Origin of the sequence: Methylobacterium tardum (genome assembly GCF_023546765.1) — a bacterium.
Taxonomy (GTDB): domain Bacteria; phylum Pseudomonadota; class Alphaproteobacteria; order Rhizobiales; family Beijerinckiaceae; genus Methylobacterium; species Methylobacterium tardum.
Map to the genome: position 1 here is coordinate 1,669,779 of NZ_CP097484.1, position 24,062 is coordinate 1,693,840.

The 24,062-nt window shown below is 63.4% G+C and carries 28 protein-coding genes, 1 tRNA gene and 2 pseudogenes; 18 read left to right on the forward strand and 13 right to left on the reverse strand.

Translation table 11 applies throughout. The features are described from left to right. Position 1 precedes the first annotated feature (1 nt). The 4 genes from M6G65_RS07855 (at position 2) to M6G65_RS07870 (ending at position 1,234) form a co-directional block, all read left to right on the forward strand. Positions 2-181 carry a hypothetical protein gene (locus M6G65_RS07855; protein ID WP_250103795.1) on the forward strand — a complete coding sequence of 60 codons (180 nt, stop codon included), beginning with the start codon at positions 2-4 and terminating at the stop codon, positions 179-181. 37 nt (positions 182-218) lie between these two features. Beyond that, positions 219-503, forward strand: coding sequence for a hypothetical protein (locus M6G65_RS07860; RefSeq protein WP_250103796.1), 285 nt, complete (start codon positions 219-221; stop codon positions 501-503). 63 nt (positions 504-566) lie between these two features. Next, entirely contained in the window at positions 567-770 is a 204-nt protein-coding gene (locus M6G65_RS07865; protein ID WP_238196397.1) for a hypothetical protein, read from the forward strand. Positions 771-841: 71 nt separating this feature from the next. After that, entirely contained in the window at positions 842-1,234 is a 393-nt protein-coding gene (locus M6G65_RS07870; protein WP_238196398.1) for a DUF6894 family protein, read from the forward strand. 298 nt (positions 1,235-1,532) lie between these two features. Here the strand turns inward: M6G65_RS07870 and M6G65_RS07875 are convergent, their stop codons facing one another. Both M6G65_RS07875 and M6G65_RS07880 read right to left on the reverse strand, forming a co-directional pair. Next, positions 1,533-2,015: a hypothetical protein gene (locus M6G65_RS07875; protein ID WP_238196399.1), complete on the reverse strand. Its 483-nt coding sequence runs from the start codon at positions 2,013-2,015 to the stop codon at positions 1,533-1,535. A 130-nt stretch (positions 2,016-2,145) separates the two neighbouring features. Beyond that, positions 2,146-2,523 (reverse strand): hypothetical protein, encoded by a 378-nt coding sequence (locus M6G65_RS07880; RefSeq protein ID WP_250103797.1) that lies wholly within the window; start codon positions 2,521-2,523, stop codon positions 2,146-2,148. Between the two features lie 282 nt (positions 2,524-2,805). Here M6G65_RS07880 and M6G65_RS07885 point away from each other — a divergent pair, with 282 nt between their 5' ends. Continuing rightward, positions 2,806-4,347 (forward strand): serine/threonine protein kinase, encoded by a 1,542-nt coding sequence (locus M6G65_RS07885; RefSeq protein ID WP_238196401.1) that lies wholly within the window; start codon positions 2,806-2,808, stop codon positions 4,345-4,347. 274 nt (positions 4,348-4,621) lie between these two features. Here M6G65_RS07885 and M6G65_RS07890 read toward each other — a convergent pair whose 3' ends face one another. The 4 genes from M6G65_RS07890 to M6G65_RS07900 form a co-directional block, all read right to left on the reverse strand. Further along, positions 4,622-5,191 (reverse strand): hypothetical protein, encoded by a 570-nt coding sequence (locus M6G65_RS07890; protein ID WP_238196402.1) that lies wholly within the window; start codon positions 5,189-5,191, stop codon positions 4,622-4,624. Between the two features lie 1,721 nt (positions 5,192-6,912). Further along, positions 6,913-7,125, reverse strand: coding sequence for a hypothetical protein (locus M6G65_RS07895; RefSeq protein ID WP_238196403.1), 213 nt, complete (start codon positions 7,123-7,125; stop codon positions 6,913-6,915). A gap of 188 nt (positions 7,126-7,313) precedes the next feature. Continuing rightward, entirely contained in the window at positions 7,314-7,442 is a 129-nt protein-coding gene (locus M6G65_RS33415; RefSeq protein WP_283214851.1) for a hypothetical protein, read from the reverse strand. 307 nt (positions 7,443-7,749) lie between these two features. Continuing rightward, on the reverse strand, positions 7,750-8,022 hold the full coding sequence (locus tag M6G65_RS07900) for a hypothetical protein (protein WP_238196404.1): 273 nt from the start codon (positions 8,020-8,022) through the stop codon (positions 7,750-7,752). Between the two features lie 182 nt (positions 8,023-8,204). On the opposite strand from M6G65_RS07900, the gene M6G65_RS07905 reads away from it, so the two are divergent. Further along, on the forward strand, positions 8,205-8,657 hold the full coding sequence (locus M6G65_RS07905; RefSeq protein WP_250103798.1) for a hypothetical protein: 453 nt from the start codon (positions 8,205-8,207) through the stop codon (positions 8,655-8,657). A gap of 115 nt (positions 8,658-8,772) precedes the next feature. Beyond that, positions 8,773-10,227, forward strand: coding sequence for a hypothetical protein (locus M6G65_RS07910; protein WP_238196406.1), 1,455 nt, complete (start codon positions 8,773-8,775; stop codon positions 10,225-10,227). A 176-nt stretch (positions 10,228-10,403) separates the two neighbouring features. Here the strand turns inward: M6G65_RS07910 and M6G65_RS07915 are convergent, their stop codons facing one another. Both M6G65_RS07915 and M6G65_RS07920 read right to left on the reverse strand, forming a co-directional pair. Continuing rightward, complete coding sequence (locus M6G65_RS07915; protein ID WP_238196407.1) at positions 10,404-11,096, reverse strand: hypothetical protein; 693 nt, start codon at positions 11,094-11,096, stop codon at positions 10,404-10,406. Between the two features lie 551 nt (positions 11,097-11,647). Next, positions 11,648-11,920 (reverse strand): hypothetical protein, encoded by a 273-nt coding sequence (locus tag M6G65_RS07920; RefSeq protein WP_238196408.1) that lies wholly within the window; start codon positions 11,918-11,920, stop codon positions 11,648-11,650. A 427-nt stretch (positions 11,921-12,347) separates the two neighbouring features. Between M6G65_RS07920 and M6G65_RS07925 the strand changes: the two genes are divergently transcribed. After that, the gene (locus M6G65_RS07925) at positions 12,348-12,917 is read left to right on the forward strand and encodes a Ros/MucR family transcriptional regulator (RefSeq protein ID WP_238196459.1); all 570 of its coding nucleotides are present in this window, start codon (positions 12,348-12,350) and stop codon (positions 12,915-12,917) included. Between the two features lie 13 nt (positions 12,918-12,930). Here the strand turns inward: M6G65_RS07925 and M6G65_RS07930 are convergent, their stop codons facing one another. Beyond that, positions 12,931-13,863 carry a metallophosphoesterase gene (locus tag M6G65_RS07930; RefSeq protein WP_250103799.1) on the reverse strand — a complete coding sequence of 311 codons (933 nt, stop codon included), beginning with the start codon at positions 13,861-13,863 and terminating at the stop codon, positions 12,931-12,933. A gap of 260 nt (positions 13,864-14,123) precedes the next feature. Continuing rightward, entirely contained in the window at positions 14,124-14,480 is a 357-nt protein-coding gene (locus M6G65_RS07935) for a hypothetical protein (RefSeq protein ID WP_238196410.1), read from the reverse strand. A gap of 210 nt (positions 14,481-14,690) precedes the next feature. On the opposite strand from M6G65_RS07935, the gene M6G65_RS07940 reads away from it, so the two are divergent. Beyond that, the gene (locus M6G65_RS07940) at positions 14,691-14,867 is read left to right on the forward strand and encodes a hypothetical protein (protein WP_238196411.1); all 177 of its coding nucleotides are present in this window, start codon (positions 14,691-14,693) and stop codon (positions 14,865-14,867) included. A gap of 133 nt (positions 14,868-15,000) precedes the next feature. Here M6G65_RS07940 and M6G65_RS07945 read toward each other — a convergent pair whose 3' ends face one another. Further along, the gene (locus tag M6G65_RS07945; RefSeq protein WP_238196412.1) at positions 15,001-15,348 is read right to left on the reverse strand and encodes a hypothetical protein; all 348 of its coding nucleotides are present in this window, start codon (positions 15,346-15,348) and stop codon (positions 15,001-15,003) included. Between the two features lie 192 nt (positions 15,349-15,540). Here M6G65_RS07945 and M6G65_RS07950 point away from each other — a divergent pair, with 192 nt between their 5' ends. The 4 genes from M6G65_RS07950 (at position 15,541) to M6G65_RS07965 (ending at position 18,386) form a co-directional block, all read left to right on the forward strand. After that, complete coding sequence (locus M6G65_RS07950; RefSeq protein WP_238196413.1) at positions 15,541-16,005, forward strand: hypothetical protein; 465 nt, start codon at positions 15,541-15,543, stop codon at positions 16,003-16,005. A gap of 10 nt (positions 16,006-16,015) precedes the next feature. Next, positions 16,016-17,125, forward strand: a complete 1,110-nt coding sequence (locus tag M6G65_RS07955; RefSeq protein ID WP_238196414.1) for a hypothetical protein — start codon at positions 16,016-16,018, stop codon at positions 17,123-17,125. Positions 17,126-17,127: 2 nt separating this feature from the next. Beyond that, positions 17,128-17,382: a hypothetical protein gene (locus M6G65_RS07960; RefSeq protein ID WP_238196415.1), complete on the forward strand. Its 255-nt coding sequence runs from the start codon at positions 17,128-17,130 to the stop codon at positions 17,380-17,382. Between the two features lie 92 nt (positions 17,383-17,474). Beyond that, entirely contained in the window at positions 17,475-18,386 is a 912-nt protein-coding gene (locus M6G65_RS07965; protein WP_238196416.1) for a hypothetical protein, read from the forward strand. Positions 18,387-18,507: 121 nt separating this feature from the next. Here the strand turns inward: M6G65_RS07965 and M6G65_RS07970 are convergent. Next, positions 18,508-18,583: transfer RNA gene (locus M6G65_RS07970), tRNA-Glu, on the reverse strand. A gap of 106 nt (positions 18,584-18,689) precedes the next feature. Here M6G65_RS07970 and cobU point away from each other — a divergent pair. The 5 genes and pseudogenes from cobU to M6G65_RS07995 all read left to right on the forward strand — a co-directional run bounded on the left by cobU (position 18,690) and on the right by M6G65_RS07995 (position 23,009). Further along, complete coding sequence (cobU, locus tag M6G65_RS07975; RefSeq protein ID WP_238196417.1) at positions 18,690-19,244, forward strand: bifunctional adenosylcobinamide kinase/adenosylcobinamide-phosphate guanylyltransferase; 555 nt, start codon at positions 18,690-18,692, stop codon at positions 19,242-19,244. Next, a complete protein-coding gene (cobO, locus tag M6G65_RS07980; protein ID WP_238196418.1) occupies positions 19,241-19,843 on the forward strand; it encodes a cob(I)yrinic acid a,c-diamide adenosyltransferase in 603 nt (200 codons plus the stop codon). The genes cobU and cobO overlap by 4 nt, the downstream gene beginning before the upstream one ends. Before the next feature lie 23 nt (positions 19,844-19,866). After that, positions 19,867-21,308 (forward strand): annotated as a pseudogene (locus M6G65_RS07985) (cobyric acid synthase). Between the two features lie 78 nt (positions 21,309-21,386). Continuing rightward, positions 21,387-22,731 (forward strand): annotated as a pseudogene (locus M6G65_RS07990) (MFS transporter). Between the two features lie 101 nt (positions 22,732-22,832). After that, entirely contained in the window at positions 22,833-23,009 is a 177-nt protein-coding gene (locus M6G65_RS07995) for a hypothetical protein (RefSeq protein ID WP_192709404.1), read from the forward strand. A gap of 6 nt (positions 23,010-23,015) precedes the next feature. On the opposite strand, the gene M6G65_RS08000 is transcribed toward M6G65_RS07995, so the two are convergent. Next, positions 23,016-23,930, reverse strand: a complete 915-nt coding sequence (locus M6G65_RS08000; RefSeq protein WP_238196421.1) for an NAD(P)-dependent oxidoreductase — start codon at positions 23,928-23,930, stop codon at positions 23,016-23,018. Between the last annotated feature and the right edge of the window lie 132 nt (positions 23,931-24,062).

A 24,062-nucleotide genomic window follows, 5' to 3' on the forward strand; every position in this document is an offset into this window, starting at 1 on the left:
CGTGCACGAGATCGTCGTCAACCGCGTGATGGAGCGCCTGAGCGGCTTCATCCAGAGCATCGCCATGAGTGCCCAGGACGCGCGGCAGATCGTGAGCCGCGCCGTCGCTGAGGATCCGTCGGCGCCCGAGTATGACATCGAGGCGAAGGCGCGCGCCTGGATGCTGATTGCGCTAGCGTAGCAACCCGGGTGGTGCAGCCGGTGATGGAGGTAGCTCGGTGAGAGAAGCGCAGAGGATCGCCGACGCAATCGCTACTCTCAAACGCGCACTCGCGCGGGCAGGGATCGATGCGCCTTTCGCCATCGAGTTCGATGAGTCGGCCGCAGGCTCTCGGCTGGCGGCCATCATCACGCGCGATCTGCCGATCGAGGTCATTATCTCGCGGCAGACCGGTCTTGCTCCGGAATTGTCTGGGCGGCGGGAGCAGGCTGAAATCAACGGCGTGAAAGTGCGCTGGCCGGGTCGGCCTGCTCAGCCCAGACCGGCCTTGGCTGGCGAGTGACTTTCGCGTGGCACTGCATCTTCCCCGACATCCGCCACGACCGCGGCGCCGAACGACGATGCCATGAGCGACGATCCGGAAGCCGCACACGAGCGCGCTGCAATCCAACACATGATGCGGCGGCTGGATGGGTTCGCGCGCGGGCTCGGCTTGGACGAGGCAGCCACGCGCCATATTGTCGAGGGGGTGCTCGCCGACATGCCGATGCGCACGGACGACGAGCGGCTGATGGAGGCGCGGGCCCGGATGATCGTGGCGGCCGCATAGTGGGCGCACAGACCCAAAGCCGCCCTGTTGGGTTGTCCGATAGGTGGGGGACCTTTCGACCAGAGCATCAGATGCCGCGGTTCTACTTCCATTTGCGCGGCCCGAATGGGCTGGAACGTGACTATACGGGACTGGAGTTCGCCAGCATCGAGGCTGCCTACCTGGAAGCGTACCGCACTGTCCCGGGGCTGGGCGCTGACTTGGCCGCGCAGAGGATGGACCCTGCCCGGTACGTCTTCGAGATCACGGACCCGGCTGGCAGGCTCCTGATGGAGGTGCCGTTCACGGAAGTTCTGAACCGAGGGTGCAAGCCAGTTGCGCCGAGATCGCCATCACACGAGAGAGGACGCACATCCGACCTCATCAAAGCGATCCGCAAGGAGCATGCAGCCGTTCTGGACAAACTCGCCGAGACGCAGATGCTTCTCGCAAATTTGCGAACCGGCAGGGCACGCCGCTGTTAAGGCGCAAGGCCACCAAGGCCTCACAAACGGCATAGGGCGTTCATTGATCCTGTGGGTCCTCGCCGTGAGCCGCGGGTTGGTCGGGAACGGCCGGCGCGGTAGCCCGGCGCCATTCCGAAGGCCCCATCGCCCTGCGGTGCCCGCCCGCGTCTGGACGTCCGCCCGCGGGTCCTAGCGGCGCTCACTCCCGAACCGTCCACCGCCACCGAGATCGCCGAGCGCGCGGGGCTGCCGGGCCGAGAGCGGACCATGCACGCCACCCGCGCACTGGTGCGCCTGGAGGCTGACGGCCTTGCGCTCAGCCAGACCCGCCGGAATCGGACGCGCTGGCGCTCTGCAGCGGCCGCTCCCGCCGCTCAATGATCCGCGCCCGGTCCCGTAGAGTCACCTCGTGCGTCGGCCATTCCCTGCACGCGGCATCAAAGGCGGCCTTGGCCACCGCCAGCGGATAGATCGTCGCGAGGTGCAGCTCGATATTGCCGCCTGTCTCGCGCCAAACCTCGATCGTGTAGGGCACGCCGGGCGGCACCGGCGGGATCTGTTTCGCCGGTGGCGGCAGCGTGATCGCGGCGAGGCAGAGGTGCTCGTACTTCCGCGTGGGCGGCGCCCCGGGCGGCCGCTGATAGGGGCACGAGGCCGTCAGGTGCCGCAGCACGTCGACCGTCGAGATATCCGCCCCATAGCGGCCGATCAGGCTGGCGACGGTGTAGCGCCCCGAGCGCTTGCAGGAGCTGCAATCGACGTAGACCCGGCCAGACTGCACATCGCCCAGACGCCCCATTCTGGTGCCCCTCCGCCCGCGAACGAACACGGAACAGACCCGACCCGGCGAGACGCTTCAACCTGCATCGGCGGGGCTCGCCGAGATCACGGTGGAGCGGTGTGGATGATGTTCGGAAAGATCAGATGCGTCAGGCGCTTCGACTGACCCGCGCCGCGAACTCCCAGACAGGCACCCCCCAGGTCTGACCCGGCTTCGTCCGGTAGCCGCTGAACCGTTCGAACACGATCCGGTCGGGCTCGACGGCGGTTGCGGGGCTATCGTTGACCATCAGCGCGCCGGCATATTCCACGCGCAGGAAGCCGTGCTCCGGATGGACACCGAACAGCTGCGGGGCGGTCCAGCCGAGCCGGTGTGCCTCGGAGCCGTGCTCGCCGAGGAACGCCAGCGCGTTCTCGCGCATCGCCTTCCACTTCGCCGGCAGGAGATACCGGCACGGCGAGGCGTGCTCGGACAAGCGCTCGATCTGGTCGCGCCAGGAGGCGACGGCGGGCGGGAGGTCGGGCATGGCTGGCGGCGTAGGCCTGCTGCCTTAATGGGGTGTCACCGCGGACCGCCGGCGTCATCTTCATCCAGACACACTGCGAGGGATCGGGGGTGAGGCTGAGGAAAGTCGCTCTGTGGCAACGCTTTTCGAGTAACCTTTGATTGAGCATCCGAAGGCTTAGGGCTATCTGAAGTGAGAACGGCAGACTGGCTCGCCGGTCAGAGCTACGTGCGGAACCAGGATGATCCTGAAGGCGCAAACTAGTCAGTTCCGCTTACAAAATCGCCGACACGCGAGTGCAATATGGCCAAATCAGGTCTCTACGGCGATCGTTGGAAAGTGCTCGATAATTTGGGCGGCGGCGGCCAAGGTGATGTCTACCGCGTCACAGATACGACTGGCGAGTTTGCTGGAGAATATGCATTAAAGCGCTTGAGAGATCTGAGAAGGTTGGACCGTTTCAGGAACGAGGTTGAGGCGCTTAAGCGGCTCGATCATGATCATATCATTAAGTTGATCCATTCGTCCGATTTGCAGTCGGAGGGCGATGACCAGAGACATTTCCTTGTAATGCCAATAGCAGCTGAGCGCGATGCAGAAAGGCGCTTGCCAATATTTACTGGCAGTATTGAAAATACTGCAAAAGTGGGACTGCAGATCGCGAAGGCTTTGCACGCCGCTCATGGGCAGAAAGTTATCCACCGCGACGTCAAGCCTGCCAATATACTATTCCCTGATCAATCGCTTAATGCATGGCTAAGTGATTTCGGCATTTGTCACCTTGAGAAAGAAATCAACGATACCCCTTTCGGGGATGTGATGGGACCGCGGCGCTTTGCTGCGCCTGAGATTGAGGCCGGTAGGGCGGATGAAGTGCCTCCCGACGTGGATGTTTACTCCCTAGGACAGACATTGTTCTATCTGCTAAGCGGCGGACGTACTTTCCATCGAGAGGAAGTCAATTCTACCAATTACGACGCATCATTCCCGGCCGGTGAGCAGAGCGAGCTGCTTCGATCGCTTTTATCCAATATGGTAGCGCTTAGAGGTCATCGCATCGATAATATGGGAGATGTCGTATCTCGTTTAGAGCGTGTCATCTCTTGGAATGAGGAAGCTAGAACTTCCGGTGTATCGGCCGGCCTACAAGGTGCGATCCTTGCCGCTAGGCGTAGAGTTCAGGAGGCCAATAAAAATCACGACGACGCTCAACGTCGGCGAGAGCTTTACGACGGGATGCGTAGACGTGTAATTGATAGCATAAAAGACACTGTAAAAAGTCCGATGGTTGCTGCGGCCTCTTTGATTTCTGAAGGCGGCGAACTGACGGCGACAGTTGAGGAGACTGGGTCGGCAGCGTTCAACATCGCTTTCGGCCGGTTGACGATGAACCCATTTCAATCTTGCAATATCACTACTGCGCATGCGAGACGCCCGCACAAGATTAGCCAACTTCAATTTTGGTTGTGCTCTAAGAGGGTGATGCGGGTAGTGATAAATCAAGGCGCCGGGCGATCCGCTTTCGATAGCGAGCCAGCCGATGAAGAATTGGTGCTAATCCCGATATCGCTCGTTACTTACAAGGGAGCTCCGCAGAAGTCATACGCGGCTTTTGGTTTCGAGCATCCAAAGATACCAATGGTTGTTCAAAATCACAATCTTATTGTTGATACACAAAGTCTCTATGGATGGCAGAGACAACCCGTTTCCCAGAACCAGCCAATCAATGTTGCTATGCTAGAGTTCAAATTATCCGACTGGCCAGAGAAGCAGACCGATGTCATAAAACACGTAGACTCGGTCATAGCAGTATTTATTGAGCAAAGCTTCGCAGATAACGGATAAGCGCGAAGATGTTTATCGTCCTTGATGGTCCAAGGAATCGATGTCGTCGTGATTGCCGGCCAGCACAACGCTGAAATGCTCGTGTGCGATTTGGATCATAGCAATACGAACTCGGAAGTTTGCGCGAATGGAGTAGAAGCGGGAGTTTTTTCGCTTCTTGAAGTGGAGCGCAGCATGCGAAGGATCGCGCCTGAAAAGATCTAAAGCCGTCTCTATGAAATGCTGATCAATTTCTGAATGGCGGCCTACAGAGCGCCAGAAACGCTTTGTGAACTCAAGAGTTATTGCCACCGACGCGCGCCTTGAATAGATCCTTCAAGCTCTGATCGGGCGAGAGCACATCTCCTGACGGCTGCATGTCTGGGTCGATCTGAGATTGTATGTCGAGCAACAGGTAAAATTGTTCGACCGCCTCTTCGTGACGCAAGGCGTAGGGCTTCAAGAGATAAGATAAAGCAAGCCGCACCCAATCTTCGGGGCGTTCGGAGTTAGAAACCTCCTGAACCAAGCCTTCGATGATACCCCCAACGGCATCGTGGGACGCGCGGATGACTTTTGCCTTCCGATCGGCCTCTGCGGTCAGCCGTCTGAGAGTGCCTAGAAGCGTCGAAGTGGGTTCGGCGCCCTGAATTACGGCCTCAAGCCGGCGCAGCCTCTGCCAGTGAGGCGCGTTCTCAAGCTTGATCTGCTCTTGATCGGCAAGCCAGGTCTGCTCGAGCTGGCGCATCAGCGCCGCACGATCCCCGAGGCGATCGACGATATCGATGACAGCTGCGGGAGACTGAGGCGGCTCTTCCACCAAAGCTGCCTCCACGTCCTCAAGCACCTTCCGAAGCGCACTCACGGCTCTCTCCTCAGCCCCTAATATGCGTGACAGTCCCGGAGAAGCCAACTGCTTGCACTGGCCCTCACATAGGGCCCTTGTTAGAAGGCTTGTGCGAGGTGGTCGGGCGAGCCTCAGGTCATTGCGTCGGTGGAGCGTGCGGCTCGCCTAATCCGTGAATGGGACCCACGCCCTTCAACGGGAAGAGCCGCACCTCGGTCGTCGGTCGCAGCCGAATAGGCGAGGTTGTGACGCAGATCGTCGGTAGGCAGCCGAAGTCTTCCGATTGGGGCGGCATGCGAGGCCGACGGCGGCGCTGCGGATCGCGATAGCTGCACCAGGGCGGCACTGAGGCCGTCCAAGGCACCGGCGCTGAACTGGCTGTGACATTCAAGGTTTTGGCCCCGCCCCGATCTGCTCATGGGGCGGGGGAGCGTCCGATCTCACCAGCATGGGCCGAGCCGATACGCGACGCGGCTTGAGGGTTGAGCCGCCGCCGTGGGTTAGCGGAAGGGCAGCACTGACAGCCAAGGTGTCAGCCGGTACGCTGTCGGCCGATGCACAAGCTTCCACCGACCAGCATCTATCGCCTCCGATCCCTCGCGGCGGCCGGCCCGCGCTTCTACCAAGTGAACGCCTTCACGCGGCGCTTGGAGGTGCTCGGTATGATCTGCCCCACAGGGCGAACGAACCCTGAGGACAGGACCGCAGAGTACAGAATCACCGACGCAGGCCTCGCTGAGCTGGAAGAGCGCTACGGGTCGTTACGCGCGCATAAGGACGGGTGATGCTGACCCCATCGCCCTCTGCCCACGGAACGGGGGCGGCTGGACTCATCGCCGGCTCAGACTGATCGCCGCCCGCTAGACAAGGCGAGACGTTACTCATCATTTGATGCCGACAGCGGCGGCGGATTTTGGTCGTGAGACCGCGTTCTCGCCGGCCGCCACGCTTATGGATCAGATCACTCCCGCTCGTATCGTCTCCGCCCGCAAGAAGCCCCATCCGGCCCTTGTCATAGCGTCCGTGATCCTGGCCATGGGACTATGGTTCGTCATTTACGGAGTGTCCGGACGCGTAGTCTCGTTCTGTTAGGCGGCACGAAAAAGCCCGCCCAGACGGGACCCGGGCGGGCAAAGAACAATGGGACGAAGCTCGTCGCGTTCTCTTGGGCCAACGGCTGAGTTTCAGGGAGGGTCAGCCGCCGCCACCGCTGCTGCTTCCGCCGCCGCTGCCGGTCGATCGCGAACCACGCGACGGCTGACCTGCATTGCCGCCCGCAGCAGAGCTCGTCGGACCGTGCCCACCGGTGTTGTTCGTTATAGGTGCTCCGGTCCGCTTGGCCGACTTCATATGACGTGAGCGCGCGTCAGCGGGCGTGGTCGTCTGTGTCATCACGAAGGATGATAGGGCTAAGGCGCATACACCGAGTAGGAGCTTCTTCACGGCAGGTCTCCAAGTCACTTGTGCCCAGACAACCCGTGATGAAAGCATAATATCCGCAGCGCCGGACCGATTACCCGCTCTCGGCGCATCATCATGTCCATGAGCCGGTTGCCACGGACGGATCAGTTTACAGAAAACCCCCGCGCGGCGGTGCCGGCGGGGCTGAAGGTATTCGCAGAGGAGTGGTTGAGTATCGCAAAGGGCGGCCCAACAAGCGCCGCGTCGAAATTCTCCCTCACCCGGAGCCGGGCGACCCGAGCGGTCACGAAGCCAGCGAATGGACCGCCCCGCGACTCCTAATTCGCGTGGGCAGCAGCTTTCCGCGAAGGCTTGCCCAACTCAGCCTCCAAAGCCTGTTGGGCCGCCTGAGCCGCTTTCCGCGGGATCATAACCGCGGCGTCTTTCCCATCCGCAGCTCGGAAGTGCAGGACGATCGTGTCGCCACCGTCGATGCTCTCGGATCGGGAAAAGCAGCGGGTCGACAAAATGGCGAGGGCTTCATCGCTCATCACGGTCACTCCCCTCGCCAGCAAGGCTGGGTTGCACCGCAATAACTTATGGTGGTGAGCCACGGTCTACAATAACACGTTGGTATGCGCGCATGAAAAAACCGCCTCGGCCGGAGCCGGGCGGTTTGAGGTGGGTCTTGCTGAGGATCAGAGGCTGGTAGACGCGCGGAGCAGCGCGGAAGTTCCGGTCAGCCGGGCGGCGGCCGCTGTCGATCCGCGACCCAGCCGCCGACGAAGAGCCCGACGATGAGACCGATCCCGGCCCACATCATGGTCTCGCCAGGATGGGTCCAGAGCATCAGGTGGCGAGCTGACATGACGGGAGCGACACAAGAAGCACGTCTGCCACGCTAAACAGTCGGACCTTCGCTCTCGACAGCGCCTCACTGCCCGCGCTTGCCGGTCTGCGGAAGAGGCGTGGCAGGACCTGCAGCATCGCCGACGGGATTCTGACCAGCCTCCCTCACCTGCGATCGCGTTGAGCCGGTCACCTCCACCGATGCATGGGACCGGTTTTCCCAATGGGAGAGCGTGACGCCGAATAGGATTAAGACGAGACCGATGGGGAAGAGCCAACGCATGGGCCAGAAACCGGGACGTCGCGCCCCGGTTCCGGTCATGCAGCTATCGAGCTGGTGCCGAGGTGCCGCCGCCCACGCCGACGCCTGGGCGAGCCGTACCCGTCCCGGGCACCGTCGCGGCGCCGGCTGCACCCGCTGGTGCACGGGTGCTCGTGCCGGTCGCCTCTTCAGTCGCCTTCTGCCCTTCGCTCTTCACCGAGCCCGGGTTGTTCATGTTGCCGGTCGCGCTGCCGCCACCGGCTGGCTGCTGGGCATAGGCCGTGCCGGTCAGGGCAATGGCGAGAGCGGCCGCGAGGCCGAATGTCTTGATGGTCATGAGCGTTTCCTCGGTTCGGCCCGTGTTCGGGCTCGCCAGGGCAACGCAGCGGAGGGTGCTCCGTTCGATGGAAGCTTGCTGATGCCTGAACCGGGTTCGACTGCTGCTCCTGCGCTGACGCTGCGCCGGCCAACTGCCAGCGCTATGACATCTACCGCCGAGGCGGCCCGCCGCACTACAAAATGTCGGACGAGGAGCGCGACGCCCGCCGCGTCGGGTACGCCGCCCGCGATCGCGCCCATGCCGCGGTAATCAGGGCCAAGCGCGCTCATGAGCGCGCGCTGGCCAAGGAAGCCGACGCCGCTCGGATGGCGGTAGAGGTCGACCGGATCCGCTCCGAGATCCGCGTCAGCGTGAAGTCCCCTACCGGGCGGCTCGCGGCCATCGACGCAGCCGGCATGCTGATCCTTGGGCCTCAGGGAGCCGTCGGATGCGGCGGTGCTCTCCTGCGTACCCTGGAGGTCCTGGTGGGCAAGGGACGGCATCCTGTGCCGTCCCTGCTGGCCGTAGGGCCCTGGCAGGACGAGGCGGCTCTGAGGGCCGCCCTGGACGCCTTCCGGCCCAAGCTGGCCGCGATCGGACTGTGGGTTTGCCGGCGGAAGGCTGGGTGGCGGCTGGCGAAGGCGGCGACATAACAACATAGAGGCCACGTGTTTATTGTCATTTATCCTGCGATTTTCAGGGGATAAACCAATAACGGCTGATTTCATGGGTGACATCATGGATTTTAGGTTGTCAGCATAGCGTGGGGTGTTCAACTTCAGGCTTTCGATGGCTTCGCTTGTAGCTCCAATCCTCTTTTCGCAACGGTTCAACATATCCCCGAGCGCCCTCGACGCTGCAGGTCTGCTAGATCCAATCCTAAACGCCGATACTAAGCTATTCATAGATCCTTTGTTACTTTCATCAAGTAACAATGACACAATGCGCAGAAATGGCTTCGATGCGTTGAAGGATAGGTTCAACAAGATAGTTCGACTTGTTATTGCAAGTCAGCGCAGAGGAGATGTTGCTTGGCGAAACGCGGCGCGTCTTCTGGATCTCAATGAAAGACCTGAAACCGGACTTGGATATGGCGGCGCGAGCACAAGTGGTGCCTCAAGGCCAGATGACATCAGACAGAAAGTCCTGGCAACAGCGAAGGAAATCACTCAACTTGGCGAAACGGATCCCCAAATTATATCCTTGATGGGGATGTTTGAGGATGGAATCGGCCCGGATACCATAAGCGACCTTACAACGAATTCCATATTGCCTGTTCTGTGCAGTTTGACAGAAGATTTCTGCCGGTCGCAGAATGTACCGATAGAAAATTTTCCAAAATATGATGCGAACTTACCCGAAAACCCTCTTCGTCCTGGGACACCAGTAATATTAGTACCAAAAGATATATTGCGCGAATTACCTCTTGCTGTGGATTGGTCTGATGTTTCTCGTGTTATTCTGGAAATTGAGGAGATTCGTGACTCCTTCAACAAGTTTCTCGGTCCTATGCTAGAGGTAACAGTTCGAGATAGAAAACGTGCGCTAAGGGCTGCTACCCTCGAAAATCTAAAGAACTTTCAGGATGCATTTTCAGTTGTGCTGGAGTCGAGTGATAATTACGACCCGAACGCCGATGTATTAAATTTTTATAACTTCAGAAAAATTTTAAACTCTAATCTTTCGCAATTTGCGGGCTCGGTTACGCCTGCGGCTACTAAATCAAAGGACGAATTGGCGAGAATTGTAAGGGAGATTATAGCAAATTTTAAATACCAAATTGAAAACAACAATATGTGGGAGCTTCTCTGGCACGGCGAAGTCCCAAAGAGGGAACGGGCATCGCAGTTGCTCTTTTTTGCGCTCGCCGATGTCTTTTGCAGAGCGAATAATATTGACATATCTCCTGAGACACATTCTGGAGGCGGTCCTGTAGATTTTAAATTTTCAAGTGGATACACAAATCGGATCGTTGTAGAAATCAAGCGTTCGATGGGTACTGTCGTTCACGGCTACAAGACGCAGACAGAAATTTACAAGCGGGCAGCACGAACAGATGAAGCTATATTTATAATCATAAATGTTGGAAAACTAGGTGAAAAACTGAAGGTCATTACACAGTGGCAGAAGGTGCGAAAGAACGCGGGTCAATCATCTCCTGAGATCGTCATAGTTGATGCTTTGAAAAAAGCGTCGGCAAGTAAACGAGATGAATCAGATTAACGAAGGTCGGCGTCCGGCGCGGACGCTCAGCCCCCTTCGACAACCTCTACCTGATCCATAAAGCAGTCGGGAAACTCGGAAGGACGCGGACCTGCAACCAGACCGTTATGAGCGGTCGGCTCTAACCGTCGACCAACGATGGTATATCGCTAGGAAGGTTGAGGTGTGCCGGGGTACTATTTGACGTAATTACGGGTAATGAAACTGATTATCCCTTCTATCGTCACCTTGAGATCATTGTCGTTCCACAATTGGTAAAAAGAAACCGTAGCGAAAACCGCAGATACGGCTAGTAGGTTATTATAAGCTATTTTAGGGATCCTGTAGCCTATTAACTTGCGTTGACTCACTGTCGACTTCGCCTCTCGATCAGTGAAAGCTACCGGATGCATATAGTCCTTGCTCAATTCAAATAGGATTGCGTCGAGCTTTTCCTGAGCTCGCGCGACGGCCTTGGCAAGCAGACGGCAGATCCAATAACCTAGCGCTGCAATGCCAGATGAGGCAAATGGTATGCTTCTCGCGTTGATAGCTCCGGCAATAACCAGCGAAAAGAAAACCATCATAAAGTTGAATCTTTGGTTGAGTAGATTTTCGATGAAGACCCTCTCTTGACTCAGATCCCAATGTGGCGACAGCTTCATCGCAGGTACGTTCTTGTAGACGCGCTCGGAAGAATTGTTCGTTATCAGAACGCAACACGCCTTCATTGTTTCTTCGTCAAAAATATGCTGCTGAGCCGAGTTGCCGAATTTTTTGATGTCATCAACTAGACAGCCAATCACTCGGTAAACGCCGATATCAATGCAGCGATAATGTTTACCGCTGTGATCAAAATCGGCACCGATGCAAAAGTCGCCTAGGTTCATCGATCCACTCTCATCAGGACTGAAAGAACTGCGGTGCCTCTACCTGCTCCGCCCTGAATCATTTTCCAGGTGGATGGAACATGGTGCCGCTCTGAACCGTGTAGCCCTGGGAAACGTCACTACCTTCCCCTGTGTGTAGCCGAGCTTGTCGCGCATGAGCCGGGCGACGATGAAGCCAGCGTTCTGCAAGCTGCTTGGGTTCTTGTCCCGGTAGCGGACGAAGGTATCCGCTAGCATGTGATCCACCCCGAACAAGGCGGGTCGCCCCTCCGAGGCAGCGGCCACCGCGGCGGCTTCTCCAGACGGTGAGAAAATCGCGGCCGTCATCGCGAGGAATTCCGGGTGCTTCTCGGATATGCTGGTGCCACTAGTCACGCCGTTTCCTCTCAGGGTGCCCGGTTGAGTTGCCGTTGCCAGTGAGCGTGGCGGCAGGGCTCTACCCATAGGCGACCATGAACGCGGCAGAAGGCGGTAGCCGGCGCGCATCCGGAAACGCAAAAACCCCGCCGCCTTGCCGGGCACTGGGTTGCTTTCGGCCTACACGATCCCGATCACCGGCGCGGTGGATCGCTCCAGACCCTTGTGCCTTGAGCCGCGGGCTGTTTTGCCACCTCGACCTTCGCCTCAGATTGCGACGCGGCCTTTCCGGCCGCAACTTCCTTGACCTTCGGCGTGATCGAGCCGGTGGTGACCGGGTCCCCCCAATCCGATCCGACTTTGGCGCCCTGCTGCTCAACCAGCGCTGGAAGGTTGCGCTCGTAGCCGATGGCGGTGGCGGTCAGCCCGACCCCGACCAGGACGAAAGCCATCCCGTCGACGATCACGTGGCCCAGTATCGGCATGACACGCGCCCTAGCTGAGGAGCCTCAGAGCTACGGCGGAGGCCTTAACGATCCGGGTCCGAAAAGCAGAAAACCCGCCCCGGCTTGCGCCCGGAAGCGTCGGCCTTTTGCTGCCTTCAATTAGCGTCTGGCCGCCTACGAGGACGCCCAGGCACCGCCGCGATCCGACTGATGGACGAGGATCTCCGGACCGCCGGCCTCTCCCGCACGGCGGACCGAACGAAGGGCCCCGGCCGCCTGAGCGGTCCGGGACTCATCTCGCTCTCGTGCGACTTCTGCTGATGTTCGCCAGATCTGAAGCATGAATTCGGTCGATATCCGGCCTGATTATCGAACCTTTTCCATCCATGCTCTTGACTATCCATCGAGCTCGTCGCGTTCGTTGTACGCCCATAACAAGGAGGCGCAGGTGGACGAGGACGTCGCGGTGTCAGAACAGAACCAAGTCAATTTCATCGACCTCACCGCCGACATTGTCGCGGCGTACGTGTCGAATAACTCGGTACGTCCGGCTGATCTGCCAGCACTCCTGGCCGACGTTCACGCTGCGATCGCCGGGCTCAACAGCGCACCTGCTTCCGCCGAGCCGAAGGTGGAGAAGCTGACACCCGCGCAGATCCGAAAGTCGATCACGCCGGATGCGCTAATCAGCTTCATCGACGGCAAGCCGTACAAGACGCTGAAGCGGCACGTCACCGGCAACGGCATGACGATGGATGAGTACCGCGAGCGCTACGGATTGCCGCGTGATTACCCTTCCGTAGCCGCCAGCTACTCGGAGCAGCGCTCTAAGCTCGCCCTGGCCCTTGGTCTCGGCAACCAGCGCCGAAGCGCGGCGCCGAAGGTGGCTGAGGTCGCCGAGACCATCGCCGCGGCGCCGAAGGCCCGCGGCCGGAAGAAGGCTGCCGAGCCGACTGCTGCGCCGGCCGAGAAGCCAACCCGGGGCCGCAAGCCAAAGAAGGCCGCTGCTGCCGAGTGAGGCCGCTCGGGTCCTATGACGTAGCGGCGTCAGACTGCCCGAGATCGATGATGACGATCTCGGGCGGCGCACCCAAGCGTACCGGGCGTCCGGCTACAAAGTGGGATCCCAGGCCAGCCGACACCACCAGATCGCGTCCGTGCTCGACGATGTGGCCGTAGGCGTAGCGCTGACCGTAGCGGGAGGGGATCCAGGGCGACCAGCCCAGAATGCGGATCTGGCCACCATGTGTATGCCCGGACAACGTCAGAACCACCCGAGGATCGAGATCCTGGGCAAAAATGTCCGGCTCATGCGCCAGCAGGATCACGGGCTCTCCCGCCGGCACATCCCGAAGCGTTTGGTCGAGGGTGTCGAGACGGAACTGCTCGAACTGCTGCTGCAACCGCGGCCGCCCCGGTGCCTCCTCGCTCCCCAGACCGGCGAGCCATAGCGGTGCCGCAAGGTCGAGCCGCACTGCCGCGTTCTCGATGAACGGTATGCCGGCCCCCCGCAAAGCTCGTTCGGCACGTGTAGGACCGTAGCCGCGGCGGCGCGCTTCCCGGTCGTCGCCCCAATCGTGATTGCCCTGGATCGCGTAGACGCCTTTCGGCGCCACCAGCCCGCGCAGGATGGCAGCGACCCTCTCGAACGGCACTGGCCCTGGGCTCTGCGAGCCGTAATCGCCCAGGAGCACGGTGACGTCTGGGGCGAGAGCGTTGGTTCGGGCGACCACCGCCACGATCTCAGCCTCACCCATACATCGTGGGTGAGCATGGAAGTCGGTCAGGACGGCTACGCGCAGGCGCAAGCCGTGCGGCCAGCCCTGGGGCGACAGGCGATAGCTGGTGACCTGCACGCGATAAGGCTCAAGCGCCGTCGCGTACCCAGCGCTCATCAAGCTTCCTGCCGTGACCAGGGCACCGGTCAGAGCAGGGCGGGAGAGCAGCGCGCGCCGTGTGAGCATCGGAGGTGAAGCGCCTGAACTCGGCCAAGGGAGTCGGGAAATAGCATCGGGCGGGTTTCGAACCCGTCACGATCACGTGGCATCTTTCAACAGGAGCTGCGGTAACGGCGCGCTCATCCAGGATATGCCGGATCACCCGGGGTCGGCCGCCTCGGCGTTCCGGATCTGCCGGGCCTCGTGCACCTGCTTGCGGGTTAGGCCGAGGTCCGAAACGGTGGCGGGGGGCATGTTCCCGGCCGGAACTCGGCGATCGGCGAGCTTCAGTCCTTGAAGATCTGAAGCTCGCTCCCTGAAAGCTCATCGCGCTGGTCGGTGCACCATTGCTGCTCACCGGCCTCCTTCACCTCGGCATAGCACCGCGCCAGCTCGTCCTTGAAGGCGGCGTTGGCTCGCTCCCGACCGAGCACCTTGGTGGCCACGTCTCTTGCGGTCTGGGAGATCCGCAGCGCGGTTGTGCCATCGATCGCGTAGTGCTTGCCGCAGAACGTGATGATAGCCGATTGCGCGCTGGATGCTCTGAGCAGGGCTAGAGCCTGCTCCTCCTGTGTCTGTGCGCGGACCGCAGCAGCAGGCACGCTGGCGGCGAGGGCGACGGCAACGACGGCTCGATAGCGCACGGCAGTTCTCTAGCGACCAGCACCCGTACAGCGCGACATCGGCCGACTGCAAGCGGCACAAGCAACTGATTCGATAGGCCAGCTCCAAGGGGGCTGCCCTGCATCATGCCGCAGCGGCTGAACGCCTGATCGTGAACGGCCGAGCCACACTTCTGCCCTCGGGCGGGATCTTCTTTAGCTTGCTGGGGGCAGCATCCGTGAGACGCGCTCATGTCGCCGTGGTTGGCTGCCGTCCTGAGCCTTGAGGCCGCGATGTGCTCGGCGATCCTGGCCGAGGCCGCGCATGACCTGCGGAAGGAGCCTTGCCCGTCGGCACGCCTCGCCCTGGTGTCAGGCTGGCTGCTCTTGGCAGCAACGGGCTTCCTGCTGTGTTCGAAAGGGACGTGATCGTTGGCGGTTTCGTCGTGCTGCCCGGATGGTGGTGAGCGGAACGGCTTGAGCGGGAGTTCTATCCAAGACCCTGCTTCGCTCGTTCAACGTTCAGCGCCTCTTCCACGATGCAGAAGATGTATCGAGTTACTCATGCACCGTGCACCCCGCTGACGAGGCGAAACCGGATTGGACGGCCGGCTATGGATCCGCCGAGCCCGTCTGTGATCGGAATCGGAAAACAACTGGCCATTGCCGAGAGTGAGGCGGCCACAAATGCTTGCTGGTCGACGTTGTCACCGATCAGCCGCGAGTGCGTGATCCGAGGCTTGCCCTGCAGGCTGCCGTCGCGTCTGAGTGTGAAGAGGACGGTGACCTCAGATCCTGCCGCTTCCGGTGCAACCTGGGCGCGGCGCGCGCAGACACTGAGAGCCTGCCAGAGATCGTTTAGCGTGTTCGCCGGATCAGCATGGGCGGCAGGCGCTGCGAGCGTCAGCACCAAAGCCAACGCTGACAGCCTCACTTCGGATAGCCCTTCGCTTTCAGGTGCTCGGTAAGCGCCTCACGGATTGCCTCTGGGCGCGATGGCTTGGGCTCCGGTTGATCAGCGATCCAGGCATCAAGAGTGTCGAGCTGTACAGGCGGCACTCGGACCGTGATCGGAGTGGCATCAACGCGAGGGCGGCCGCCCTTGTTTTTGCCGGTTTCTGACATTGACAACCTCTCGCAGGTTGATAATGTCAGAAACCTTCGGGCCGAACAAGAGGTGGTGCTCTTGCTCGGCCCTGACCACGCCCGTCGCTCGGAGACGATCATGGCTATCCATCCTTCTACAGCACCGGCGAGCGCCGGTGAACGCTCTTGCTCGCCCTCGCGGCTCTACGCGGCCATTCCCGACTTCAGCCAGCCTGTCCCAATCCGCCGGCCGGTTCTCATCGGTACGGTTCGGGAGCTGCCAGGCGAGCGTCGCTATCGGAGCCTACCCGACGAGTCGTTGCCCGGAGCGATCGAACCCTGGGAGGCCGTCGTCCCGGTCCGACCTGACACGCCGCATAGCCGCGCGCTCCGTTTCCTGGACGCTGCCGGCGAGATGTTGACCGCCATAGCCATCATCGCCGGAGGCGTGTTCGCCTACGGCTTCATGCCGTTCGCCTGAGGAGGTGGTCATGGCGAAGTCAGCCCAGAGGAAGACGCCGATCCCGCAGCGTACGTCACTGCGCGACCGAGCTGCCGACGTCGAAGCATCGGCGGCTCGCGTCCTGAAGCGCGGGCGTGCGGCTCAGGCAGCTACCGGATCAGTTGCCTCGAGGACCGTAGCCGAACTGCGCGACCGCTGGTGCGAGGCGCTCGTCTTGGCGAACCAGAGCGGCCTCACAGAGGAAGCTGCCGAGCGTCTCGGTGTCATCGCATCGGCCGCGGAGCAGGCCGTCATCGACGCACCAGTGCATTCGATCGGTGATCTCGCTTGTAAGGTCGAGGTGCTGCGCACGAGCCTCGAGGTCAATTCGCTCGATAGCGGGCTGCCGTATGCCGCTGTGCGAGCGATCTGCGATGGGATTGATGTGCTCGCGGCTTCCGAAGCGTCGGAACCATCAGATCCGATCCTGCCGGCGATCGCGGCGCATCGCACAGCCTTCATCGCCGCTAATTCGCAGCCGACGGACGAGCTCTCCGAGTTGGCTTGCATGACCGCGGACCAACTCTACAAGGCGCTCGCCGCGACCACGCCAACGACCGCAGCCGGTCTATGCGCCCTGGCCGCGCACCTGCGAGAGTTCCTCCGGCATAGCGACATCCAGATCGGCAACACGTTTCAGGGCGAAGCGCTCACCATCCTGTTGGATACCGCTGACCGGTTCGCTGAGCGGCAAGGCAGCGCCCATGCACCTGAAGCCGACGGCGAGAATGCCTGGGCGATGACGCAGGCCTACGCGGTCGATCTCGGCAAGCTCGACATCCAGGCGCTGAGCAATCTCTGGGATGCCTACACATCAGTCAGGGATCAATGGCAGGCTGTTTCGGAGCTCGCCTACTGCATCGATCACCGCAGGCCGAACTCGCACACCCACACGCCGGCCGGCTGCCTCGCTGATGCCGAGGGCACGCGCGCGGCATACATCCGGGATCGGATTGCCGATGAGATGCACCTGCGAAAGCCTCAGGCTGATTGGGAGCGCGACATCGCGCTGAGCGTGCGCATCAAGGATGAGCTTCTATGCGAGGGAGTCATCCGGAATCGCGACCTCCTAATAGAAGCCGTGAAGGCCTGGGGCTGAGCATGAGCAACGTCGTCCCGTTTCCAACCAACCGTCGGATCGCGGCCAAGGCCATCCCACGTGAGGAGTTCGAGCAGCTGGCAGAGCTCGCACTCGACGTCGTTCAGCGGATCGTCACGCTCTTGGACGACCAAAGTGTCGATACCGATGGAGAGGATGCCGAGCGTTCCCTCGGCGCGTTCGAGGGGCACATCTCGCAGCTCCCATCATTCCGAGGTAGCGACAGTGACGGTGAACTCGGAAGTGATCCACGCTGATCGCGATCATCCACTCTCGTCCGGCCTCTTGCCGCTTGCTGGCATTCGATCGGCCCATCTACGCTGCAGGGTAAATCCGCAGGGGCGACGGCATGGCGATCACGATCCGGCACTTCGTCTTCGAGGAGGCCGGCAATCTGCGCAGCGTGCCACGACGGGTCTGCGAAGGCTTGTGGCAGGGTGAGGACGCCTTGCCTGATTACGCAGGGACCCGTCAGCGGGTGGCGCAGATCATTGTCGAAAATGATGACGGGAAGCCGGCGCGAATCCTGGATGCGAAGGGCTCTTTCTGGCAGTTCGATGAGGCGGGTAAACTCGTCATCGAGCCGTTCGATTTCTCATGGGCTTTCGACCGGCCAGCCCGCTCGAAGGCCACCGTCCTTGATCTGCGCCCAAAGCTCGAGAGGAAGAAATGGGAGGCCAAGCATCGATGGCCTGTGACGAGCGAGGAGCTCGACCGGATCAGCGCTGTAATCTGGCCCTGGGCGGCAGCGGAGATCGAGGAAGTGCGGCCCGTGAAGGGCACGGCCGTGAAGGTGCCCCCGCTGACACATGACGGCGAGCGGGCCTTATCGAAGATCCAAACGGCTTTCGGCACGATCGGCTATGAGCTCGAGCAGCTCTCCGAGCCAGCGCTGAAGGGTCTCGCACACGAGTTGCGCCGCTACGCGAGGATCTATGACGGTGAGAGGATCCTGTACGAGGCGTTCGCAGCGGAGGTCGACCGCCTGAAGGACATCCGAATTCGACAGAGGACAGGCAAGGGCGGCTGGTACGCCTTCGTCCGGATCATGCGATGGGACGAGGCTCGAACGCAGGCTGAGGAGATCGATACGATCGAAGAGCGCTGCGAAGGCAAGAAGGCCGCCCTGGTGGCCGCCCGGCGCTTGCTGGCCGAGAACGCACACCGATTGGGTGATGGCATCACGGTCGAAGCCGACGTCGCGACCGAGCTGGATTGGGTGCCCAAGAAGATTTCAAACGACCGCGCTCAGGAGGGGTGACTGTGCCGCGGTAACCCAAGCGCAGCTTGTCCGCTCTCGACGAACGTCCCCGTATTCTAGACAAATCCTGGGACAAGCCCACCCGCCGGGCCAAAAAATCAACGTAAGTGCTTGATTTTATTGGCGCGCCCTACGGGAATCGAACCCGTGTTTTCGCCGTGAAAGGGCGACGTCCTGGACCGCTAGACGAAGGGCGCACTGGTTGGGCCGGCGTTCTATAGTCGGAGCGGGCGCGGCCGGCAACCGCTCATGCGCGGCAGAAACCAGGTTTGACCGCGCGCCGGGTTGCGGCGATGGAGGAATATGCCACAGCCCACCCCTCGCATGACCCTCGTCCTCGGTGGGGCGCGGTCCGGCAAGAGCGCCTACGCGGAGGGGCTGATCGAAGCCTGCCCCGGCCCGTGGCTGTATCTCGCCACCGCGCAGGCCTTCGATGACGAGATGATCGACCGCATCGCTCAGCACCGCGCCCGGCGCGCCGGGGCCTGGCGCACCCGCGACGTGCCGCTCGCCCTCCCGGAGGCGGTCGCCGCGTCCGACGGGCCGGTTCTGGTCGATTGCCTCACGCTCTGGCTCACCAATCTGATCCTGGCGGAGGCCGACGTGGTGGACGCGACCGAGCGGCTGCGCGCCGCCTGCGCCGCCGCGCGGGGTCCACTGGTGCTGGTCGGCAACGAGGTCGGGCTCGGAATCGTCCCCGACAACGCCCTCGCCCGGCGCTTCCGCGACGCCGCCGGCCGCCTCCACCAGCAACTCGCCGCGCAGGCCGACCGGGTCGTGCTCACCGTGGCCGGTCTGCCGCTGGTCGTGAAGCCGCAGGCCTCCGATCAAGCCCCTGACGCAGGAGTCTCCCCATGAGCGACGATGCCGCCCGCCACCGCGAGAAGATGGAGAAGCGCAAGGCCGTTCAGGACGCCGAGGTGGCGGGCAAGACCCTCGAGAAGGGCCTGCTCATGGTCCATACCGGCCCCGGCAAAGGCAAGAGCACGGCGGCTCTGGGGCTGATGCTGCGGGCGCTCGGCCGCGGCTGGCGAGTCGGCATGGTTCAGTTCATCAAGGGCGGCTGGGATACCGGCGAGCGCCACGCCGTGGCGGCCTTCGGCGACCGGGTCGTGTGGCACACCCTCGGGGAGGGCTTCACCTGGGAGACCCAGGACAAGGCCCGGGACATCGCCGCCTGCCGCCATGCCTGGGACGTCGCCGAAGGCCTGATGGCCGATCCCGCGATCCGCCTGCTCGTCCTCGACGAGTTGAACATCGCGCTGCGCTACGACTATCTCGACCTCGACGCGGTGCTGGCCGCGCTGACGCGCCGCCGGCCGGACCTCCACGTGGTCGTCACCGGCCGCAACGCCAAGCCGGCCCTGATCGAGGCCGCCGACCTCGTCACCGAGATGGGCAGCGTCAAGCACCATTTCGCCGCCGGGGTGAAGGCGCAGGAAGGGATCGAGTTCTGAGCCCGCCGCGCGCGAAGGCCCTGATGATCCAGGGCACCGGCTCCGATGTCGGCAAGTCGCTGATCGTGGCGGGGCTGGCGCGTGCCTTCACCGAGCGGGGCCTGAGGGTCCGGCCGTTCAAGCCGCAGAACATGTCGAACAACGCCGCCGTCACCGCCGACGGCGGCGAGATCGGCCGGGCGCAGGCGCTCCAGGCCCGGGCCGCCCGGGTGCCACCCTCCGTGCACATGAACCCGGTCCTGCTGAAGCCGCAGAGCGAGGTCGGCTCCCAGGTGGTGGTGCAGGGCCGGATGGTCGCCACCGTGAAGGCGCGCGACTACCAGGCCTGGAAGCCTCGCCTGATGAGCGCCGTCCTGGAGAGCTTCGCGCGGCTCGCGGACGAGGCCGATCTGGTCCTCGCCGAGGGCGCGGGCTCGGCCTCCGAGGTCAACCTGCGCGCGGGCGACATCGCCAATATGGGCTTCGCCCGGGCCACCGACACGCCGGTGGTGCTGGTCGGCGACATCGACCGGGGCGGGGTGATCGCGAGCCTCGTCGGGACGAAGGCCGTGATCGAGCCGGAGGATGCCGCGCTGATCGCCGGCTTCCTCGTCAACCGGTTTCGCGGCGATCCGAGCCTGTTCGCCGACGGCATGCGGCTGATCGCCGAGAAGACCGGCTGGGCGGCGCTCGGCCTCGTGCCGCATTTTCCCGACGCGGCGCGCCTGCCGGCCGAGGACGTGCTGGGCCGGCGGGCTCGGACGCGCGCGGGCCGAGAACCGTCACGGTGGCGGTGCCGGTGCTGCCGCGCATCGCCAATTTCGACGATCTCGACCCGCTGCGGGCCGAGCCCGGCATCTCCGTGGTCCTGGTCCGGCCCGGCACGCCGATCCCTGCCGAGGCCGCCCTCGTGCTGCTGCCGGGCTCGAAAACCACGATCGACGACCTGGAGGCTTTTCGCCGGGAGGGCTGGGACATCGACCTGCGCGCCCATGTCCGGCGGGGCGGCCGGGTGCTCGGCCTGTGCGGCGGCTACCAGATGCTCGGGCGCACGCTCGCGGATCCGCACGGGATCGAGGGCGCGCCGCGCACGGTGCCGGGCCTCGGGCTCCTCGACGTCGAGACCGTGATGACCCCCTTAAAGCGCCTCGCCGCGGTCACCGGCACGAGCCTGCCCGATGCCGTGCCGTTCTCGGGCTACGAGATGCATATCGGCGCGACCGAAGGGCCCGACGCGGCCCGGCCGCTGCTGCGCCTCGCCGACGGGCGCCTGGACGGGGCGGTCTCGGCGGACGGGCGCGTGGCCGGGACCTACGTGCACGGCCTGTTCGCCGATGATTCCCAGCGGGCGGCGTGGCTCGCGCGCCTCGGGTCGGCCTCGGACGGCGCCGGCTACGAGGCCGGGGTCGAGGCGGCGCTGGACGGCCTCGCGCGACACATCGCGGCCCATGTCGACTGCGACCGCCTCCTGGCGCTTGCCCGATAGGCGCGGCCTGAGCCAGGGATTACTCTGTGTAATGCCGGTCCCGCCGCGAAGGGCCGCACGCGCCCTGAGGAACGCCCCATGCCGCCCACGCCAGCCCCCGTCGGGGAAGATCTCGCCGCGAGCACCGTCCGGACCGTGACGCTGCGGCTGATGCCGCTGCTCGGCCTGCTCTACCTGATCGCCTATATCGACCGGCAGAACGTCTCCTACGCCAAGCTGGAGATGGTCGGCAGTCTCGGCCTCAGCGAGACCGCCTACGGGCTCGGAGCCTCGCTGTTCTTCCTCGGCTACTTCCTGTTCGAGGTGCCGGCCAACGTCTTCCTGGAGCGGGTCGGCGCGCGGATCTGGTTCGCGCGGATCATGATCACCTGGGGGATCGTCACGGTGCTCCTCGGCTTCACCCAGGGCACGGCGATGTTCTACGTGCTGCGCTTCCTGCTCGGCGCCGCGGAGGCCGGCTTCTTCCCCGGCGTGCTGTTCGCCCTGACCCTGTGGTTCCCGCAAGCACACCGGGCGCGGATGATCGGCTGGTTCATGATCGCCAGCGCGGTCGCCAACGCGGTCGGCGCGGCGGTCGGCGGCGCGCTGCTCGGCCTCGACGGGCTCCTCGGCCTTCAGGGCTGGCAATGGGTGTTCCTGGCCACCGGCGCGCCGGCGATCCTCATGGCCGCGGTGGTGCTGGTCGTCCTGCCCGACGGGCCCGAGACCGCGCCCTGGCTGTCGCAGGCCCAGCGCGACTGGCTCGCCCGCACGCTGCGCACCGAGCGCGAGGATGGCGGCCATGTCGACCATGGCAACCCGTTCGCGGCGCTCCTCGACCGGCGGGTGCTGATGCTCGCCGGGGTCTACGTCTCGCTGCCTCTGGCCGCCTACGGCCTCGGCTACTGGCTGCCGACCGTGGTCAAGGGCTTCGGTGTCTCGAACCTGACGAACGGCTTCCTCAACATCATCCCCTGGATGGCCACGGCCTTCGCCCTGTGGTGGGTTCCGCGTCACGCCGCCCGCACGGGCGCGGAGGGCAACGCGCTGACCTGGCACGTGGTCGGGCCGGCTCTGGTCGGGGCGGCCGGGCTCGCGCTCAGCGTTGTCCTGCCGGGCAACGCGGTGAAGTTTACCTGCCTGTGCGTGGCGGCCGCCGGGACCTTCGCGGCCCAGCCGGTCTTCTGGTCGATGCCCGGGACCTTCCTGCGCGGCGCCTCGGCGGCCGCCGGGATCGCGGCGATCAACTCGGTGGGCAATCTCGGCGGCTTCGTCGCGCAGAACGCCGTACCGTTCATCCGCGACCAGACGCAGAGCAATCTCGTGCCGATGCTGTTCCTGTCGGCCTGCCGCCGTGGGCGCCGGCCTGATGTTCGTGGTGCTCTCGGCCCTGCGCCGAGACGCGGCGCGGCGGGCGGTTCCGACGGGTGCGCGGCCTGCCTGAACACGGGACGGTTTCGTGCGTTATCCTTCCTTACGCCGGAGTTTCCGGCACAATAATGCGAACCCGCGAGGCTGCGGGGCTCCGCTGAGGAAGGCACCGCGATGAGCCAGGGATTCCCGCTTCTGATTCTCGCCTTCGGCACGCTCGGCGCCGTCTGGTTCCTGGCCGCCGCGGCGCGCAAGCAGGTCGCCGACGCGAAGGGCAGCCCCGAACGCTCCAGCGTGATCCACCATCACGGCGACACCCCGCGCCCGAACATGCCGGGTACCGAGCACTGAGGTCCGTCAGCCGGCGGCGATCCGTCGGCAATGGTCGAGGGCGGCGCCGATCAGGTTGTCGCTGGCCTCGGGCGTGCGGAACGCGGAGTGCGCCGACAGGGTGACGTTGGGCAGGGCCGCCAGCGGGTGATCGGCCGGCAGCGGCTCGACCGTGAACACGTCGAGCCCGGCCCGCGCCACGTGGCCGCCGCGCAGGGCCTCGACCAGGGCGGCCTCGTCGAGCACCGCCCCGCGGGCGGTGTTGACCAGCATCGCGCCGGGCTTCATCGCGGCGATCCGCGCGGCCGACAGGAAGCCGCGGGTCTCGTCGGTCAGGAGCAGGTGGAGCGAGACCACGTCGCTCTCGGCGAGCAGGTGCTCGAGCGCGACGAACTCGACCCCCGGATGCGTCCGCGGGGTGCGGTTCCAGGCGAGCACCCGCATGCCGATGCCGCGGCAGAGCCGCGCCATCTCGGCCGCGATCCCGCCGAACCCGACGAGGCCGACGGTCTTGCCGGTGAGCTGGATGCCCTCCGTGCGCAGCCAGGATCCGGCGCGCATCGCCCGGTCCATCTCGGGCAGGCCCCGGGCGGAGGCCCACATCAGCGCGAAGGCGCATTCGGCGACCGCCGTGTCGCCGTAGCCCTTGATGGTGTGGACCGCGATGCCGCGCTCGGCCGCGAGCGCCTCCGGGTCCATGTAGCTGCGCGCGCCGGTGCCGAGGAACACCACGTGCTTCAGGCCCGCGCAGGCCCCGGCTACGTCGCCGGGGAGGGCGGTATGGTCGATTACCGCGATCTCCGCCCCGGCCAGGATCGCGGGCAGGTCCTGCGGCGTGATGCCGGGGTCCGCGTGGATCGCGAAGGGCGGATCGTCCGGCCGCAGCAGGCGCCGGGCCACCGCCGCCAGGGTCTCGCTGGCATCCACGAACACAGCGCGCATCGGCGTTTCCCTCATCCAGCCTCGTCCGGCCACGATGCGTCCGGTGCGCGGGCCGTGCCAAGGCCCGATCGGGGAATGCCACCGTCTTTGCGCGCGGCGCGAAGCAAGCCCGATGCGCCCCGCCGACGGATG